General features: G+C 67.6%; 16 protein-coding genes. 8 read left to right on the plus strand and 8 right to left on the minus strand.

Annotated features, from left to right (window positions below; all coding sequences use genetic code 11):
- Nucleotides 1–121: 121 nt before the first annotated feature.
- Nucleotides 122–709 carry a uracil-DNA glycosylase family protein gene (locus ACQPXB_RS20330; protein WP_386955582.1) on the plus strand — a complete coding sequence of 196 codons (588 nt, stop codon included), beginning with the start codon at nt 122–124 and terminating at the stop codon, nt 707–709.
- Nucleotides 710–771: 62 nt separating this feature from the next.
- Nucleotides 772–1,185, plus strand: coding sequence for a nuclear transport factor 2 family protein (locus ACQPXB_RS20335; RefSeq protein WP_432854500.1), 414 nt, complete (start codon nt 772–774; stop codon nt 1,183–1,185).
- A 31-nt stretch (nt 1,186–1,216) separates the two neighbouring features.
- Here the strand turns inward: ACQPXB_RS20335 and ACQPXB_RS20340 are convergent, their stop codons facing one another.
- The 3 genes from ACQPXB_RS20340 to qcrB form a co-directional block, all read right to left on the minus strand.
- Nucleotides 1,217–1,597, minus strand: coding sequence for a nuclear transport factor 2 family protein (locus tag ACQPXB_RS20340; RefSeq protein ID WP_432854503.1), 381 nt, complete (start codon nt 1,595–1,597; stop codon nt 1,217–1,219).
- 278 nt (nt 1,598–1,875) lie between these two features.
- A complete protein-coding gene (locus ACQPXB_RS20345; RefSeq protein WP_432854506.1) occupies nt 1,876–2,409 on the minus strand; it encodes a GNAT family N-acetyltransferase in 534 nt (177 codons plus the stop codon).
- Nucleotides 2,410–2,448: 39 nt separating this feature from the next.
- Entirely contained in the window at nt 2,449–4,062 is a 1,614-nt protein-coding gene (qcrB, locus tag ACQPXB_RS20350; RefSeq protein ID WP_432856713.1) for a cytochrome bc1 complex cytochrome b subunit, read from the minus strand.
- A gap of 242 nt (nt 4,063–4,304) precedes the next feature.
- On the opposite strand from qcrB, the gene ACQPXB_RS20355 reads away from it, so the two are divergent.
- The 3 genes from ACQPXB_RS20355 (at nt 4,305) to ACQPXB_RS20365 (ending at nt 5,884) form a co-directional block, all read left to right on the plus strand.
- Nucleotides 4,305–4,709, plus strand: coding sequence for a nitroreductase family deazaflavin-dependent oxidoreductase (locus tag ACQPXB_RS20355; RefSeq protein ID WP_432854509.1), 405 nt, complete (start codon nt 4,305–4,307; stop codon nt 4,707–4,709).
- A 63-nt stretch (nt 4,710–4,772) separates the two neighbouring features.
- A complete protein-coding gene (locus tag ACQPXB_RS20360) occupies nt 4,773–5,138 on the plus strand; it encodes an MmcQ/YjbR family DNA-binding protein (RefSeq protein ID WP_432854512.1) in 366 nt (121 codons plus the stop codon).
- A gap of 119 nt (nt 5,139–5,257) precedes the next feature.
- Complete coding sequence (locus ACQPXB_RS20365) at nt 5,258–5,884, plus strand: TetR/AcrR family transcriptional regulator (protein ID WP_386955593.1); 627 nt, start codon at nt 5,258–5,260, stop codon at nt 5,882–5,884.
- Nucleotides 5,885–5,929: 45 nt separating this feature from the next.
- Here the strand turns inward: ACQPXB_RS20365 and ctaD are convergent, their stop codons facing one another.
- The 3 genes from ctaD to ACQPXB_RS20380 all read right to left on the minus strand — a co-directional run bounded on the left by ctaD (nt 5,930) and on the right by ACQPXB_RS20380 (nt 10,029).
- Complete coding sequence (gene ctaD, locus ACQPXB_RS20370) at nt 5,930–7,681, minus strand: aa3-type cytochrome oxidase subunit I (protein WP_366581797.1); 1,752 nt, start codon at nt 7,679–7,681, stop codon at nt 5,930–5,932.
- 317 nt (nt 7,682–7,998) lie between these two features.
- Nucleotides 7,999–8,916, minus strand: a complete 918-nt coding sequence (locus ACQPXB_RS20375; RefSeq protein WP_432854516.1) for an NADP-dependent oxidoreductase — start codon at nt 8,914–8,916, stop codon at nt 7,999–8,001.
- A gap of 168 nt (nt 8,917–9,084) precedes the next feature.
- Nucleotides 9,085–10,029 (minus strand): NADP-dependent oxidoreductase, encoded by a 945-nt coding sequence (locus ACQPXB_RS20380; protein WP_432854519.1) that lies wholly within the window; start codon nt 10,027–10,029, stop codon nt 9,085–9,087.
- Between the two features lie 306 nt (nt 10,030–10,335).
- On the opposite strand from ACQPXB_RS20380, the gene ACQPXB_RS20385 reads away from it, so the two are divergent.
- Entirely contained in the window at nt 10,336–11,688 is a 1,353-nt protein-coding gene (locus ACQPXB_RS20385) for an NAD(P)/FAD-dependent oxidoreductase (RefSeq protein ID WP_432854522.1), read from the plus strand.
- A gap of 81 nt (nt 11,689–11,769) precedes the next feature.
- Here ACQPXB_RS20385 and ACQPXB_RS20390 read toward each other — a convergent pair whose 3' ends face one another.
- Nucleotides 11,770–12,468 (minus strand): FAD-binding oxidoreductase, encoded by a 699-nt coding sequence (locus tag ACQPXB_RS20390; RefSeq protein WP_386955600.1) that lies wholly within the window; start codon nt 12,466–12,468, stop codon nt 11,770–11,772.
- On the minus strand, nt 12,468–13,076 hold the full coding sequence (locus tag ACQPXB_RS20395; protein WP_366581802.1) for a molybdopterin-dependent oxidoreductase: 609 nt from the start codon (nt 13,074–13,076) through the stop codon (nt 12,468–12,470). Before ACQPXB_RS20395 ends, ACQPXB_RS20390 begins: the two co-directional genes overlap by 1 nt.
- A gap of 237 nt (nt 13,077–13,313) precedes the next feature.
- On the opposite strand from ACQPXB_RS20395, the gene ACQPXB_RS20400 reads away from it, so the two are divergent.
- Both ACQPXB_RS20400 and ACQPXB_RS20405 read left to right on the plus strand, forming a co-directional pair.
- Complete coding sequence (locus ACQPXB_RS20400; protein ID WP_432854527.1) at nt 13,314–14,057, plus strand: RNA polymerase sigma factor; 744 nt, start codon at nt 13,314–13,316, stop codon at nt 14,055–14,057.
- A 232-nt stretch (nt 14,058–14,289) separates the two neighbouring features.
- On the plus strand, nt 14,290–15,063 hold the full coding sequence (locus tag ACQPXB_RS20405) for an SDR family NAD(P)-dependent oxidoreductase (RefSeq protein ID WP_366581804.1): 774 nt from the start codon (nt 14,290–14,292) through the stop codon (nt 15,061–15,063).
- Nucleotides 15,064–15,340 lie beyond the last annotated feature (277 nt).

The raw sequence follows: 15,340 nt of genomic DNA on the forward strand, positions 1-15,340 counted from the left end.
GAGCTGCGCGTCGCGCACGGTGCGCGCCAAGTTGATGGACTTTATGGTCCAGCTATAGGATGCCGACGGTGCCACCGCGAGGCCACAAAGGACTTTCCCTGCCCACTGACCCGGAGTGCAGTTGAGCGACGTTTTGCGTGCAGTCACGGACGAGCTGACGTCCGACCCGTCGAACGCGTGGGCCCGCGACCTCGGTTACCGCCCCGTGTGGGCCGGGTCCGCGGCCTCCCGGATCGCGATCATCGGCCAGGCGCCGGGCCGGCTCGCCCAGGAGAGCGGCATCCCGTGGGACGACGCCAGCGGCGCGCGCTTGCGCTCGTGGCTCGGCGTGCGCGACGAGCAGTTCTACGACCCGGCGCTGTTCGCCATCGTGCCGATGGATTTTTACTTCCCGGGGAAGGGCAAGACGGGCGACCTGCCGCCGCGCAAGGACTTCGCGCCGCGGTGGCATCCGCGGATTCTCGCCGGGATGCCGGACATCACGCTCCGCGTGCTCATCGGGACATACGCTCAGCGGTTCTACCTCGCCGGCCGGGCCAAGGCCAATCTCACCGAGACCGTGCGGTCGTACGGCGACTACCTCCCGGGCGAGTTCCCGCTGGTGCACCCGTCGCCGCTCAACTACCGCTGGCACGCGAAGAACTCCTGGTTCACGGCCGACGTCGTACCCGAGCTCGCCCGCCGGGTGTCGATCGCACTGGGCTCCTGATGATCGCCGGCCGCGGCGGGCTACGGAAAATCTCGACACTCCCTCCGGTCAAGGAGACATCCATGCCCCACACCAACACCTCCGTGGTGGACAACTTCTTCCGGGCCATTGAGCGCGGTGACATCGACGCGGTGCGCGCCATCTACGCCCCCGACGCGACGGTCTGGCACAACGACGGCGGCGGCGACCAAGGCCTCGAAGCAAATCTCGACATCCTCGGCTTGTTCAGCCGTGCCATTCGCGGCCTGCACTTCGACGTCTCGCGCCGCGTCGACGTCGGAGACGGAGTCTTCCAGCAGCACGTCCTCCGCGGCCGGCTGCCCAACGGTGAGGAGTCCGCTCTCGAGATCGCGATGTATCTCGCTGTCTCCGACGGCAGAATCACGCGAATCGAGGAGTACTTCGACGTCGCGACGGTGACCCACATCATCGCGGTCGCCAACGCATCGGACGCCGGACCATCGGATCGTCGCTGAACCTTCCGGGGCGGGCGGATCCCGCCGATGGTCAGGTGCCCGGAGCGATCGCGCAGGCCGAGACGCACACCCAGGTGCCCTCACGCTTCTGGTATGCGTCCGTGTACAGCGCTTCCTGCTCCGCGCCGTCGGCGACCATGGTGTACGTGCTGCGGCCGTGGATCAGAGCGACATCGCTGAGGATGCGAATCTTCACGTCGTGCACGGCGAGATCCTTGAAGGGCCGCGGCTTGGCGATGTACTCGAGGAACTCCTCGCGATTGCGCGTGACACCCGGGGTCTGCACGACGAAATCCTCGGCGAGCAACGTGCTGAAGCGGGCGGCGTCGCTGGCCTGGTCGGCCACGACGTAGTCGAGGTTGAGCTTCTCGAGGATCGCGAGATCCTCGGCCCGCTGCGTGGTGTCGGTCATTTCTCCTCCTTCGGAGTGCGCCGCGGCTGGCGACCGCCGTCATCGTGTGGATGGTTGGTGTCGGCCCGGCGTGCTGTCTTACCGACGGCGGCGCGGTTTCGGCGACGGATTGCGCTCCACACAAGGGGGCCTGGCTGCGCGGGATGTCGAACCCGAGGATGCGCAGCCCGGCCGAGGGCCGCGTCGCCGATGTCAGGGCCGGCCACGCGGGGACTTGATGATCGCGACGTGCCTGTGTTCTTCTCGGCCGCGGCGCCAGAAGGCCGCGGCCGGGGTCCTCATCGGATCCGGTCTGCCGGCCTGATCCGGTACACCTGCAGCCGCAGGTTGTAGTACTTCGAGGTTTCGCCGACCCATTCCATCCCGAGGCGCTTCGCCGTGGCGATCGCGCGCACGTTGTGCGGGCGGGCGACGGCGAAGAGCTCCTCGGCGTCTTCGGCGAACACCCAGTCGATCAGCGCCTGGCTCGCCTCCGTCGCGTACCCCCGGTGCCAGTGGTCGGGATGGATCTGCCAGCTGATCTCCAGATCCTCTTCGTACGGCGGCAGCAGCCGGATGTTGAGGCCGCCGACCACGGCGCCCGTCTCGCGGAGTTCGACGGCCCACCTGCCACGAGGGACGAGCAGGTTGGGCTGCGCTTCGCGCCACGCCTCCAGCACCGCGCGCATCGCGGGCAGGTCGGGTACCTGGTCCATCGCCGGTGTCAGCCAGCGGGTGACGTCGGAGGAGCCGTAGATGGCCAGGGCGGCCTCGGCGTCGTCGGCCGACCAGTCCCGGATCACGAGGCGGTCGGTGAGCAAGGGGGTATCCATCGAATCCTGTACTTGTCGTCGGAGCTGCTTGGTGGACGATCAGCCGTGTTCGGAGCGGGCGGGGTGTTCGGTGGCCGCGCGTTCGAGCGCGGCCGTCTCCTCGGGAGGGTCCGGGGTGAGCAGGGAGCCGGGGACCGCGCGGCCGGCGGCGCCGAGCTTGTTCATCTTCTTCGGCACGCTGGCGCCTTGGTAGGACAACGGGATGGCGTGGCCGTGGTCGTCCACGCCGGCCAGCGGCTGGTGGATTTCGATGAACTGGCCGTTCGGCTCGCGCCTGATGATGCCGGTTTCGATGCCGTGTTCGAGCACTTCCCGATCCGCCCGCTGCAAACTGAGGCAGATCCGGTACGTCACGTAGTAGGCGAGGGGAGGCAGTAACAGCACGCCGATACGGCCGGCCCACGTGGTGACATTCAGGGAGATGTTGAACTGGTCGGCGATGATGTCGTTGAACCCGGACAGTTCGATCACCGCGAAGAAGGCGAGGGCCATCATCCCCAGCGAAGTGCGGACCGGCGCGTCGCGCGGGCGTTGCAGCAGGTTGTGGTGCGCGGTGTCCTTCGACAGCTTCCGCTCGATCCACGGATACACGATCAGAATGGTGAACAGCAGCGGCATCCCGACCGCGCCGGGGAAGAACACCGCGGGGATCGTGTAGTTCCCGAGGTAGACCTCCCAGGCCGGCCAGATGCGCAGCATGCCGTCGGCCCAGGCCATGTACCAGTCCGGTTGGGAGCCCGCCGACACCATCGAGGGGTTGTACGGCCCGAAGTTCCACACCGGATTGATCTGGAACAGCCCGGCCATCAGCGCGATCACGCCCGTGACCAGTACGGCGAGCGAGCCCCCGTGCAGAGCGAACTCCGGCATGATGCGGATGCCGACGACGTTCGTTTCCTTGGCCCGGTGGCTGGGGAACTGCGTGTGCTTCTGGAACCACACCAGCACGAGGTGCACCCCGACCAGGGCGAACAGCACCCCGGGCAGGATCAGGATGTGGATCGTGTACAGGCGCGGGATGATCTGGTCGCCCGGGAACTCGCCGCCGAACAGCGCCCAGTGGATCCAGGTGCCGACGACCGGCACCGACAGGACGATGCCCGACAGGGTCGCGCGGATACCGGTGCCCGACAGCAGGTCGTCCGGCAGCGAGTAGCCGAAGAAGCCTTCGAACATGCTGATCAGGAGCAGCAGTACCCCGATCACCCAGTTCGCCTCGCGCGGACGCCGGAACGCGCCGGTGAAGAAGATCCGGAACGTGTGGAGGAAGGTGGCTGCGATGAAGATCAGCGCGCCCCAGTGGTGCAGCTGGCGCACGAACAGCCCGCCGCGCACGTCGAACGAGAGGTCGAGGGTGCTGGCGAAGGCCTTCGACATCTCGAGGCCCTGCATGTTCTGGAAGCTGCCGTGGTACGTGACCTCCTGCATGGAGGGATCGAAGAACAGGGTGAGGTACACACCCGACGCGATCACCACGAGAAAGCTGTAGAGCGACACCTCGCCGAGCAAGTACGACCAGTGCGTGGGGAAGACCTTGTTGAGGCTGTGGCGCAGCTTCGCGACCTTGAAGCGGTCGTCGATCCAGTTCGCGCCCGCGGCGGCGGTCTTCTCGAGCGCGGAGACGTCTCGGGTGGGCGTGGTCAGCGAGCTCATGCCGCCCTCGACCAAGCCCGTGCGGAACTGCTTGTCCATCCCACTGGAATGACACCCTCTCGATGTGCTGGGTCACGGCCGTCGACACATTATATGGACTATAAGGTCCACTGCAAGATGGTCTGCCGGGCAGGTTTCGGCTGGTGACAGCAGTGCGCTCGGTCACACGAACCGGCCGCGGAGTAAGAACCTCGGGCACTGAGACGCCGTGCTCAAAACCACCGAATCAGAGGGGAACACGAATGCTTGAAGGTGACGAGCACGTCCGCCGGTACGAGGAAACCGACGGCGAAGTCGGCCACGACTGGCAGCCCGGCGTGCCGGCGCTGGTCCTCACGACCAAGGGCCGCAAGAGCGGTGCCGACCGCAAGCTCGCGTTGATCTACCAGGAGGCGGCGGGCAACCCGGTTGTCGTCGCGTCCAATGGCGGAGCGCCGAAGCACCCGAGCTGGTACCTCAATCTGCAGGCGAACCCCGAGGTCCGCGTGCAGGTGGGCGCCGACAGGTTCACCGCGCGCGCCCGCACGGCCGAGGGGGAGGAGCGGGCGCAGCTGTGGGACAAGATGGCCCAGGTGTGGCCGTATTACAACGACTACACGAAGAGGACCGACCGCGAGATCCCCGTGGTGGTGCTCGAGCGGGTGTGAGCGTGGCCGGCCCCGTGACCGCCGGCGGCCGGAGCACTCGAATCGACAGAGGAGTTGATCGTCTTGGACGGACAGCAGCTGCAGAAGTTCGCGGGCGACCGTGGCCTGGAACTACCCGGCGCCGACGTGGAGCATCGCGTCGGCCCCGACTGGGACGTCTACAAGGTGCGCGACAAGGTCTTCATGCTCATGACCGACATGCCCGGGCACCCCGTCGTGATCCTGAAAGCCGATCCCGACGACGCCGAGACCCTGCGTGAACAGCATGCGGACATCACCCCCGGCTATCACATGAACAAGAAGCACTGGATCACGGTCGAGGGTGGCGGCACCATCGAGGAGGAGCTGGTGAAGAGGCTCGTCACCGACTCTTACCGTCTCGTGGTCGGCGGGCTCCCGCGGGCGAAGGTGCCGGGAAAGCAGGCGTAGCCGCGCGACCGCCCGAGCGGCGCAGGGTGACGCGTAAACCTAGTCCAGATGGTCCCATTTCGTTACACGTTTCCGCACGAGGCGCGCGCACCCCGGAGGTCCACCGGTAGCCTGGGTCAGTGGTGCAATCGGAACACAGCGTCAAGCCGGCCCGGCTGACCGCGCGAGGAGAAGCGACCAAGGCCAGGATGTTGCAGGTCGCGGCCGAGCTGATGCGCGTGAAGGGCGTGGCGGCGACGACGCTGGACGAGGTCCGGTCGGCGAGTGGCACGAGCAAGTCGCAGCTGTACCACTACTTCGCGGACAAGGACGCGCTGGTCCAGGAGGTCATCGAGCTGCAAGCTCGTGACCTGCTGGATCGCGAAGAGGGATACCTCCGCAGGCTGAACTCCATCAAGGGCCTGGAACGCTGGCGGGACGCGATCGTCCAGCGCAGCGCTCTGCGTGGTGGCGCGCACGGCTGCCAGCTCGGTTCGCTGGCGAGTGAGCTGTCCGATCAGAACGAGCCTGCCCGCGCCGCGCTCGCGGGCCACTTCGGCACGTGGCTGCGCCTGATGTCGGACGCGTTCGAACGGATGCGCGCGGCGGGGAAGCTGCGTCCGGAAGCGGATCCGGAAGGCCTGGCGACGGGATTGATGAGCGCCCTTCAAGGGGCGTTCCTCCTGGCGCAGACGACGCAAGACGTGAAGCCGATGAAAATCGCGCTGGACATGGCCATCGACTACGTCCGCGGCTTCGAGGTGTGATCCGCAGCCGGCGGTGTTCGGTGTGACACGCCTCCCCGGCATCGATCAGCCTTCACCGTCCGACACGCTCGCCTCGGTCAGCTTCTGCGAGGGCGTGGCTTGGTGGCGCGGCTTGCCGAAGAAGCCGATCTCGCCTTCGGTGTGCATGCGCTCGACCATGTGCGGGTAGTGCAGCTCGAACGCGGGGCGCTCGGAGCGGATGCGGGGGAGTTCGGTGAAGTTGTGCCGCGGCGGCGGGCACGAGGTGGCCCATTCGAGGGAGTTGCCGTAGCCCCACGGGTCGTCGACCGTGACGATCTCGCCGTAGCGGTAGCTCTTGAACACGTTCCAGATGAACGGAAGCGTGGACGCGCCGAGGATGTACGCGCCGATCGTGGAGATCGTGTTCAACACGGTGAACCCGTCCGATGACAGGTAATCGGCGTAGCGGCGGGGCATGCCCTCGGCGCCGAGCCAGTGCTGCACGAGGAACGTGCCGTGGAAGCCGATGAACGTGGTCCAGAAGTGCCACTTGCCGAGCTTCTCGTCCATCATCCGGCCCGTGATCTTCGGGAACCAGAAGTAGATGCCGGCGAAGGTCGCGAAGGCGATCGTGCCGTAGAGGACGTAGTGGAAGTGCGCGACCACGAAGTAGCTGTCCGACACGTGGAAGTCGATGGCCGGCGCGGCCAGGAGAATGCCGGTGAGGCCACCGAACAGGAAGGTGACCAGGAATCCGACGGAGAAGATCATCGGCGTCTCGAAGGACAGCTGGCCCTTCCACATCGTGCCGATCCAGTTGAAGAACTTCACGCCTGTGGGCACGGCGATCAGGAACGTCATGAACGAGAAGAACGGCAGCAGCACGGCGCCGGTGGCATAGAGGTGGTGTGCCCACACCGAGAACGAGAGCGCTGCGATGGCGAGCGTCGCGAAGACGAGGCCCTTGTAACCGAAGATCGGTTTGCGGCTGAAGACCGGGAAGATCTCCGACACGATCCCGAAGAACGGCAGCGCGATGATGTACACCTCGGGATGGCCGAAGAACCAGAACATGTGCTGCCAGAGGATCGCGCCGCCGTTGGCCGGGTCGAAGACGTGGGCGCCCAAGCGCCGGTCGGCCTCCAGCCCGAAGAACGCGGCCGTCAGGATCGGGAACGCGACGAGGATCAGGATGCTCGTGACCAGGATGTTCCAGGTGAAGATCGGCATCCGGTACATCGTCATGCCCGGCGCACGCAGGCAAACGACCGTGGTGATCATGTTGACGGCACCTAGGATCGTGCCCAGGCCGCCGATGATCAGGCCCATGATCCACATATCCGTGCCGGCCCCGGGGGTGTGCGTGGCCTCCGAGAGCGGGGTATACGCGGTCCAGCCGAACTCCGCCGCCCCTCCGGGCGTCAGGAAGCCCGCGATCACGATCAGCCCACCGAAAAGGTAGAGCCAGTACGAGAACGCGTTGAGCCGCGGGAACGCGACGTCGGGCGCACCGATCTGCAGCGGCAGCACGAAGTTCGCGAATCCGAAGAGGATCGGGGTCGCGTAGAGCAGCAGCATCACCGTGCCGTGCATGGTGAACAGCTGGTTGTACTGCTCCTGCGACAGGAACTGCAGCCCCGGCCGCGCGAGCTCCGTGCGGATCAGCATGGCCATCGCTCCGCCCGCCATGAAGAACGCGAAGGCGGTGACCAGATACATGATGCCGATCTGCTTGTGGTCCGTCGTGCGGAACAACCGCAGCAGGTACGAACCCTTGACCGTTTCCCGCGTGGGAAAAGGACGGGTCGCGACAGGACGGGGTGCTGCTGTCCGCATGATTTCCTCTCGAAGGCTCAGCTCGGAGCACGACGAACGCTACTTGGACGACTTGGTCCAAATCAAGGCGGGCATCGTGTGATGCCCGACCCGTGATGACGAGGACTCCGGCCGCGCGAGCGCGCGCTTCGCCGCGCTCGGAAAATCGACAACCTGGAGCCCGGACGAGCGCCCCGGGCGAGAAGTACATCCGCGACGTCCGCCGCGTGACGAGCCCGGTGTGCGGTGGGGGACGGGGACGGGGACGGCGGTGGCACTACCGGAAGTTCTGACCGCGGCCTGTGCCTGAACACGCCGTGCCCGTCGTCGCCGTGACCTCAGGGACGGACGCGGACGATCGTCTTCCCTTTCGCGCGCGTCTTCGGGTTGAGCGCGGTGACGGCGTCGTCAAGGGAAACGACGTTGTCGATGTTGGTGCGCAACCGTCCATCCCGTACTCGTGCGGCCAGCTCACCCAGCTGCGCACGGTCGGCCTCGACCACGAAATCGATCGCTCGGCCGTGGGTGGGCCAGACTTCGGGCGGCCCGGCGATCGTCACGAGGGTGCCGCCAGGCCGGATCAGCGCGGCGGACTGCGCCCCGATGTCGCCACCGATGACATCGAACACGAGGTCGACGCCACCGACGTCGGCCAGCGAGTCGTTCTCCAGATCGACGAACTCCTGCGCGCCGTAACCGAGCGCGGCGTGGCGGTCGGCCGCGCGCCCGGTGCCGATGATGTAGGCGCCCGCCTCCTTGGCCAGCTGGGTGACGATCGACCCGACGCCGCCGGCCGCCCCGTGCACCAGGATGCTCTGGCCGGACTGCACCTGGCCGTGCACGAACAGTCCCTGCCAGGCCGTCAAACCGGAGATCACCAAGCTCGCACCGACCGTGAAATCGACATCGCCGGGCAGCGGCGCGACATTGCGGGCCTCAATGGCCACGTACTCCGCCAGCGTGCCGTCGCGGGTCCAGTCGGCCAGGCCGAACACCCGCTGTCCGACCGCCAGCCCGGCGGTTCCGTACCCGAGCGCGGCCACCACGCCGGCCATCTCGTGGCCGGGGACCGAAGGCGTACGGTCCCGCCCCAGCCGGTCGGTCCACGTCCCCTCCCAGGTCAGCTCACCAGGGGTGTAACCCGACGCGTGCACCTCGACCAGCACGTCATTCCCCGCGGGATCCGGGGTCGGACGGTCCGCCAACGTCAACCCGGCCGCCCCCGCGGCCTGGTCGGTCACGACGATCGCCTTCATCCTCTACCTCCATGTTTCACGGTCACTTCGGCGCCCTTTGGCCACCTGCCGTGGCTTCCTGGACGATAGCGTCCAATACAGTTTCGATACAGCAGTGAAACCGATGCCGAGCCGATCTTCGCTCGTTCCGGCGACACAACGGGGATGCTTGTCTCACTTCGCCGCGCCTCAGGGGCGGACGCGGATGATCGTCTTGCCCTTGGGGTGCTCGGCCGGGTTGAAGGCGGCGACGGCGTCGTCGAGGGCCGCGACGGTGCCGATGTTCGTCCGCAGGCGGCCCTCGCGCGTCCGCCGGACGATCTCGTCCAGTTGCATGCGATCGGGCACGACCACGAAGTCGACCGCCAGGCCCTCCGCAGGCCGGGCCTCGGGCGGACCGGCGATGCCCACCAGCGTTCCTCCGGGACGGACCAGGCGCGCTGACCGCCGCCCGATGTCGCCGCCGAACACATCGAAGACCAGATCGACCGCACCGACCTCGTCCAGGCTGTCGCTCTCGAGGTCGACGAACTCCTGCGCGCCGAAGTCGAGTGCCGCCTGGCGGCCGGCCGCGCGTCCGGTGCCGATGACATAGGCTCCTGCCTCCCGTGCGAGCTGCGCCGCCATCGACCCGACCACGCCGGCCGCACCGTGCACGAGAACGCTCTGGCCGGCTCGCAGACGGCCGTGTTCGAACAGCCCCTGCCACGCGGTCAGGCCCGACATGACGAGGCCCGCGCCGGTGGTGAAGTCGACGTCGCCCGGCAGTGGCGCGAGGTTCCGCGCCTCCACGACCACATACTCCGCGAGGGTGCCGTCGCGAGTCCAGTCCGTCAGCCCGAACACGCGCTGTCCCACCGCGAGCCCGGCCGTGCCGTAGCTGAGAGCGGTAACGGTTCCGGCCACCTCGTGGCCGGGAATCGACGGCGTCCGGTCACGGCCGAGCCGGTCGACCCACGTCGACGGCCACGACAGCTCGTCCCAGGTGAACCCCGAAGCGTGAACCTCGACGACGACGTCACCGTAGTTGGCGCCCGCGAGGTCGGCGAGCCGCTCGGCGTCCGGACCGGGCCGCTCGGCCAACGTCATCCCAGCCCGTCCCGCGGCTTGATCTGTCACCACGATCGCCTTCATTCGGCGCCTCCCTGCGTCCGGTCCGGACCCGATCGGGTCGATTCGGTGAACTCTATAGTCCATTGTGGTCTCGGTGACCGGCGTGGGGAGGACCCGTGCCCGGCCCGGGTGAAGGAAACCCGTGGGTGGCACGGGGCCGGAGGGCGGAACCGGGGTGACGAACGCCGCCGGAACGCAGCACCTGGGCTACCGTGTGCGTGCCGGCCGCCCGGCTCCCCGATCCAGCCAAGGTGTGAGACAAGGTGTCGGGGAATTCCCGAATGTGATTCCGATGGTGCCGGAAATACGCCGCAGAGAGGTTGATCGATGAGTGGGGAACCGACGAGAGTGGTCATTGTCGGCGGCGGCTTTGCCGGTTTCAACGCGGCTCGTGCGTTGCGCCGCGCCCTTCCGCGCAAGGCTGATGTCGAGATCGTCTTGGTGAACCGGACGGACTACTTTCTTTACCTCCCGCTGCTGCCCGAAGTGGCGGCCGCGGTGGTCGATCCGCGGCGGGTGACCGTGCCGATTCCGGGGACGCTTCCCGGGGTGCGGCTCGCGCTCGGTGAGGTGACCGCGATCGCGCCGGACAAGGATTCGCTGTCTTACACGGATCCGGAGGGGCGGGCGCACGAGCTGCGATACGACCGGTTGATCCTTGCCGTGGGCAGCGTCAACAAACTGTTGCCGATTCCGGGCGTCGCCGAGCACGCGCACGGCTTTCGGGGAGTGGCGGAGGCTCTGTACCTGCGAGACCACGTCATTCGCCAGGTGGAGCTGGCGGACGCGACCGACGATCCGGACGAACGAGCGGCGCGGTGCACGTTTGTCGTCGTCGGCGCCGGCTACACCGGAACGGAAGTCGCCGCGCAGGGCCCGCTGTTCACCCAGGCGGTAGCCCGGCGCCACCCTGAGCTCAGCGGTCAGAAGATGCGCTGGCTCCTGCTGGACCTCGCACCGAAAGTGCTGCCCGAGCTCGATCCGCGGCTCTCGCGGGCCGCGGACCGGGTGCTGCGCAAGCGGGGCGTCGAAGTGCTCACCGGCACCTCGGTGAGCGAGGCGACGACCGACGGTGTGCGGCTCACCACGGGAGAGTTCGTCCCGACTCGCACGATCGCGTGGTGTGTCGGGGTCCGGCCCGATCCGCTGGTCCACGGCGCGGGCTTCGAGACGCAGAAGGGCCGGTTGGTCGTCGACACCACACTCGCCGTCCCGGGACAGTCCCGGGTGTTCGCGTGCGGCGACGCCGCGGCGGTCCCCGACGTCACCCGGCCCGGCGAGGTCACGGCGATGACGGCACAACACGCGAGCCGCCAGGGCACACTCGCGGGACGGAACGTCGCGGCGTCACTCGGATACGGTCACCTGGCCGAGTACAAGCACCACGACCTCGGGTTCGTCGTCGATCTCGGCGGGAAACAAGCGGCCGCGAACCCGCTCCACGTCCCGATGTCGGGGTGGATCGCGAAGATCGTCACGCGCGGCTACCACCTGCTGTCGATGCCGGGAAACCGGATTCGGACGGCGGTCGACTGGCTGCTGAACGCCGTCCTGGGACACCAGTCCGTCCAGCTCGGGCTCGTCCGATCGGCCGCGGTTCCGCTCGACACGACGGCCCCGGCGGTGGATCCGGCGGCACGGCACGAGCCGCCGAGCACTCGAACCGGAACGGACGGCTAGGAAACGTGGCCCTGCGCAAGGGCCGTCATCCTGTTCACGACGGAACAGCTCGACGATCTTGCGCAGGGCCAGAGCCGCGGCTCAGCCGGTCGGACCGAACCGGCTGACGCGGATCCGCTTGACGTCGACGCCGGCCCCGGCCAGCAATGCGGTCGCCCCGTCGCAGAAGCCCGGTGAACCGCAGACGTAGACCTCGCGATCGGCCTCGACCAGAGGCCGGACGTCGTCGGGTGTGAGGCGTCCCGCCGGCCGTGCACTGCCCGCGGGCGAATCACGGGTGTAGACGACCGTGGTCTCGGGACCGCGAATTTCGTCGGCGTAGTACAGGTCGGCAGGCGATCGGACGGACACGATCAGGCGCATCAGGTCGGTGCGGCCGGTGCTTCGGGCGAGCCGCAGCATCGACATGAGCGGGACGACTCCGGAGCCGCCGGCGACGCCCAGGATCGGTGCGGTGCCGTCCCAGGAGAAGAACCTGCCGACGGGGCCGCGGACCTGCAGGACATCGCCGACTTCGACGGTGCTGTGGAGAAACGTCGACACCTCGCCGTCCGGCAGCAGCTCGACCGTGACCTCGATCTCGTCTCCGCCGGGAGTGCTGGCCACCGAGTAGTCGCGCTGGGCGTGGTAACCGTCGGGAGCGGTCAGCCGGATGACGTAGAACTGGCCGGCGTGATGAGTTCTGGGCTCGGTCAGCCGCAGCCGGAAGGTTTTCGCGTGCGGTGTCTCCGCGACGATCGCGGTCACGACACCGGTTTGCCAGGATGAAGTGACGGTCATCAGTCACCCTGGTAACGCTGCTCGAGCCACGGGTCGCCGTGGTCGTGGTACCCGTTGCGCTCCCAGAAACCGGGCTCGTCCTCGGCCATGAACTTAAGCCCGGAGACCCATTTGGCGCTCTTCCAGAAGTACAGGTGCGGCACCAGCAGGCGGGCCGGCCCGCCGTGGATGTCGTCCAGCGGCGCGCCGTTGACGTCCCACACCACCCAGGCCTGACCGTCGACGACATCCTCGATCGGGAGGTTGGTCGTGTAGCCGGTGTGCGAGCGCGCCATGACGTACGCCGCATCGTCGTGCAGCCCGGTGATGTCGAGCAGCGTGTCGACGGAGACCCCGTCGAAGGCCATGTCGAACTTGGACCACGTCGTGACGCAGTGGATGGCGCCTTCGTAACGGCCGGGCGCGAGAGCGTGGATCTCGTCCCAGGTCCAGCTGGTCGGTGTGTCGACGAGGCCGTCGATGGTGAAAGTCCAGTCCCCGGTGTCGATCGAGGGAGTCGCTTCCGCGTGCAGAACCGGCCAGTCGCCACCCGCGTCGTGCTGGCCTGGTGGCAGCCGCGGGTCTTGACCAGAGCGCCGGCGCCCGACGAAACCTCTGGTAGTAATCATGTTTGCCGTCTTCCTCGGTTGATTGTGGACCGTGCCGATCCTGCCCTTCGTGGACCATAAAGTCCATATGATGGGCCGGCCTCCGGGGTCCTGCGGTCCACCGGTCTTGTTCACCCGGGATCGCCACGGGTCCCGTCCGTGACCCCGGTGGGGCTCACTGGAACCGGAGCAGGATCCCCCGGGTCGTGCACGAGTCGGTTCGAGACGCGATCAAGGATCTGGGAACGTGCGGTGGGGATGTCGACAGTGACGGAGACGGTGAGCGGACAGGGCACCAGGAGCGAACCGCGTGCGGACGGCGGATGTCGCCGGCGCCGGACGGGAACCACCGCCACGACCGTTTCGGGGTTCGCCGGACGAGTCCTGGTCGGCGGGCGGAGTTTCGACCGCGAGTCCGCCGTCTGGGTCGAGGAGCTGAGCCCCGGCAGCTCGAAGTTCGACGATGCCTGCCGCCGGCTCTACGCGATGCTCGTCAAGATCGCCAGGAGTGAGGCTGCGCGCAGGTCTTCGGCCTCGAGGATCGGCGGCCCCGAGCTCGACGACCTCGCCCACCAGGCCGCGGCGGACGCCCTCATGCGGATCACCCGCAAGATCGGTGATTTCCGCGGTGACGCGCAGTTCAAGACCTGGGCCTTCAGGTTCGTCGCCCTCGAGGTCTCGAGCAAGGTCGGGCGGCACTTCTGGCGGGACCACCGGGTGTTCCCGAACCAGGGCGAGGCGGACGGCGTGCGCGCCGCGGCCGGCGACGAACCACCTCAGCGGGTGCAGGCCGTCGAGCTCAGCGCCGCCCTCGGCCACGCCATCGAGAGGGCACTGACCGCGCGTCAGCGGCGCGTCTTCGTCGCCGTGGCGATCGACGGGGTTCCCGTGGACGCCCTCGTCGAGCAACTGGGTACCAACCGGAATGCGATCTACAAAGCGATCTTCGAAGCCCGGCGCAACATTCACGCCTACCTGGTCGAGAACGAGTTCATCGCGTGATCGGCCGTCCACGAACCGGGTTCCGGCGCCTGGACGGAGCACCGTTGCGGCCTCGAAAGTGGACTTGACCGACCAGTTCTGCCGAGGCTACATTCGGCCGGTCCGCCGGCATTTCTCTGTCGGCGAGGTTCTCGTAAGGCCGGCAGCGCTTCTGCGGATGTCGCCTCGCACCCGGTGATTCCGGGGTCTGCCAGCACAATTCGGGTGTGATTGCGGAAGGAAGAAACGTGTCATGAGTGAGAACTTCGAGGGCCGGAAAGTCGTGGTGGCCGGCGGCAGCAGCGGCATGGGTCTGGCCGCGGCGCAGCAGGTGGTCGCCGGAGGCGGCAGTGCGGTCATCACCGGCCGGGACCCGGACAAGCTCCGAGCGGCGGTCGAAGCGTTGTCGCAGCACGGGAAAGCGTGGGGCATCCCGGCGGAGCTGACCGATCGCGGCCAGGTGCCCGAACTGCGGAAGCAGCTCGCGGCCGAGCACGCCGACGCGACCCTGCTCGTCAACGCCGCGGGCTTCTTCGTCCCGAAGCCGTTCATCGAGTACGACGAAGCGTTCTACGACTCGTACAACGAGTTGAACCGGGCGCTGTTCTTCATCACGCAGACCGTCGTCTCGGGGATGATCGCCGGCGGCAACGGCGGCGCCATCGTCAACGTCGGCTCGATGTGGGCGCACCAGGGCATCGCGGCGACCCCGCACGCGGGCTACTCGGTGCAGAAGGGCGGGCTCCACTCGCTCACCAAGGCGCTCGCGATCGAGCTGGCGCCGCACCGCATCCGGGTCAACGCGGTCGCGCCTGCGGTCGTGAAGACTCCCTTGTACCTCGGCGTGTTCGGCGCGGACAAGCTCGACGAAAGCGTCGACAGCTTCGCGGGCTTCCACCCGCTGGGGCGCGTCGGCACCGCGGAGGACATCGGGAACGCGGTGTCCTTCCTGCTGTCGGACAAGGCGAGCTGGATGACCGGCGCGATCGTCGACGTCGACGGTGGTGTCATGGCCGGCCGCAACTAGCCCGGGCGCACAACACAAGCACCGCACCGAAAGGACTGCGGGCGTCCCGCCGACGTCCGCAGTCCGGTGCCGCTGTGACAGTGGACGCAAAAGTCCACAAATGGCCGAGGCGGGGTGTACTCCGCGGTGAAGCGCGGTTAGGCTTCGGCTGTGTCAGGTGATCGAACCGAGATCCACCTCGAGGCTTCGCCGGAGCTTCACCGGTTCGCTCTCCGCCGACAGGTGAAGCTTCTTCACTTTCATCCCTCGCTCGTGCGGTCCGGCATCGACCCGCGAC

The sequence above is a fragment of the Amycolatopsis sp. CA-161197 genome (assembly GCF_050942255.1).
Classification (GTDB): Bacteria; Actinomycetota; Actinomycetes; order Mycobacteriales; family Pseudonocardiaceae; genus Amycolatopsis.

Excerpts from the sequence above, each read along its gene's own strand:
- ACQPXB_RS20335 (WP_432854500.1), top strand. The coding sequence starts at position 772 with ATGCCCCACACCAACACCTCCGTGGTGGACAACTTCTTCCGGGCCATT.
- ACQPXB_RS20340 (WP_432854503.1), bottom strand. The coding sequence starts at position 1,597 with ATGACCGACACCACGCAGCGGGCCGAGGATCTCGCGATCCTCGAGAAG.
- ACQPXB_RS20345 (WP_432854506.1), bottom strand. The coding sequence starts at position 2,409 with ATGGATACCCCCTTGCTCACCGACCGCCTCGTGATCCGGGACTGGTCG.
- qcrB (WP_432856713.1), bottom strand. The coding sequence starts at position 4,062 with ATGAGCTCGCTGACCACGCCCACCCGAGACGTCTCCGCGCTCGAGAAG.
- ACQPXB_RS20355 (WP_432854509.1), top strand. The coding sequence starts at position 4,305 with ATGCTTGAAGGTGACGAGCACGTCCGCCGGTACGAGGAAACCGACGGC.
- ctaD (WP_366581797.1), bottom strand. The coding sequence starts at position 7,681 with ATGCGGACAGCAGCACCCCGTCCTGTCGCGACCCGTCCTTTTCCCACG.
- ACQPXB_RS20375 (WP_432854516.1), bottom strand. The coding sequence starts at position 8,916 with ATGAAGGCGATCGTCGTGACCGACCAGGCCGCGGGGGCGGCCGGGTTG.
- ACQPXB_RS20380 (WP_432854519.1), bottom strand. The coding sequence starts at position 10,029 with ATGAAGGCGATCGTGGTGACAGATCAAGCCGCGGGACGGGCTGGGATG.
- ACQPXB_RS20385 (WP_432854522.1), top strand. The coding sequence starts at position 10,336 with ATGAGTGGGGAACCGACGAGAGTGGTCATTGTCGGCGGCGGCTTTGCC.
- ACQPXB_RS20390 (WP_386955600.1), bottom strand. The coding sequence starts at position 12,468 with ATGACCGTCACTTCATCCTGGCAAACCGGTGTCGTGACCGCGATCGTC.
- ACQPXB_RS20395 (WP_366581802.1), bottom strand. The coding sequence starts at position 13,076 with ATGATTACTACCAGAGGTTTCGTCGGGCGCCGGCGCTCTGGTCAAGAC.
- ACQPXB_RS20400 (WP_432854527.1), top strand. The coding sequence starts at position 13,314 with ATGTCGACAGTGACGGAGACGGTGAGCGGACAGGGCACCAGGAGCGAA.
- ACQPXB_RS20405 (WP_366581804.1), top strand. The coding sequence starts at position 14,290 with ATGAGTGAGAACTTCGAGGGCCGGAAAGTCGTGGTGGCCGGCGGCAGC.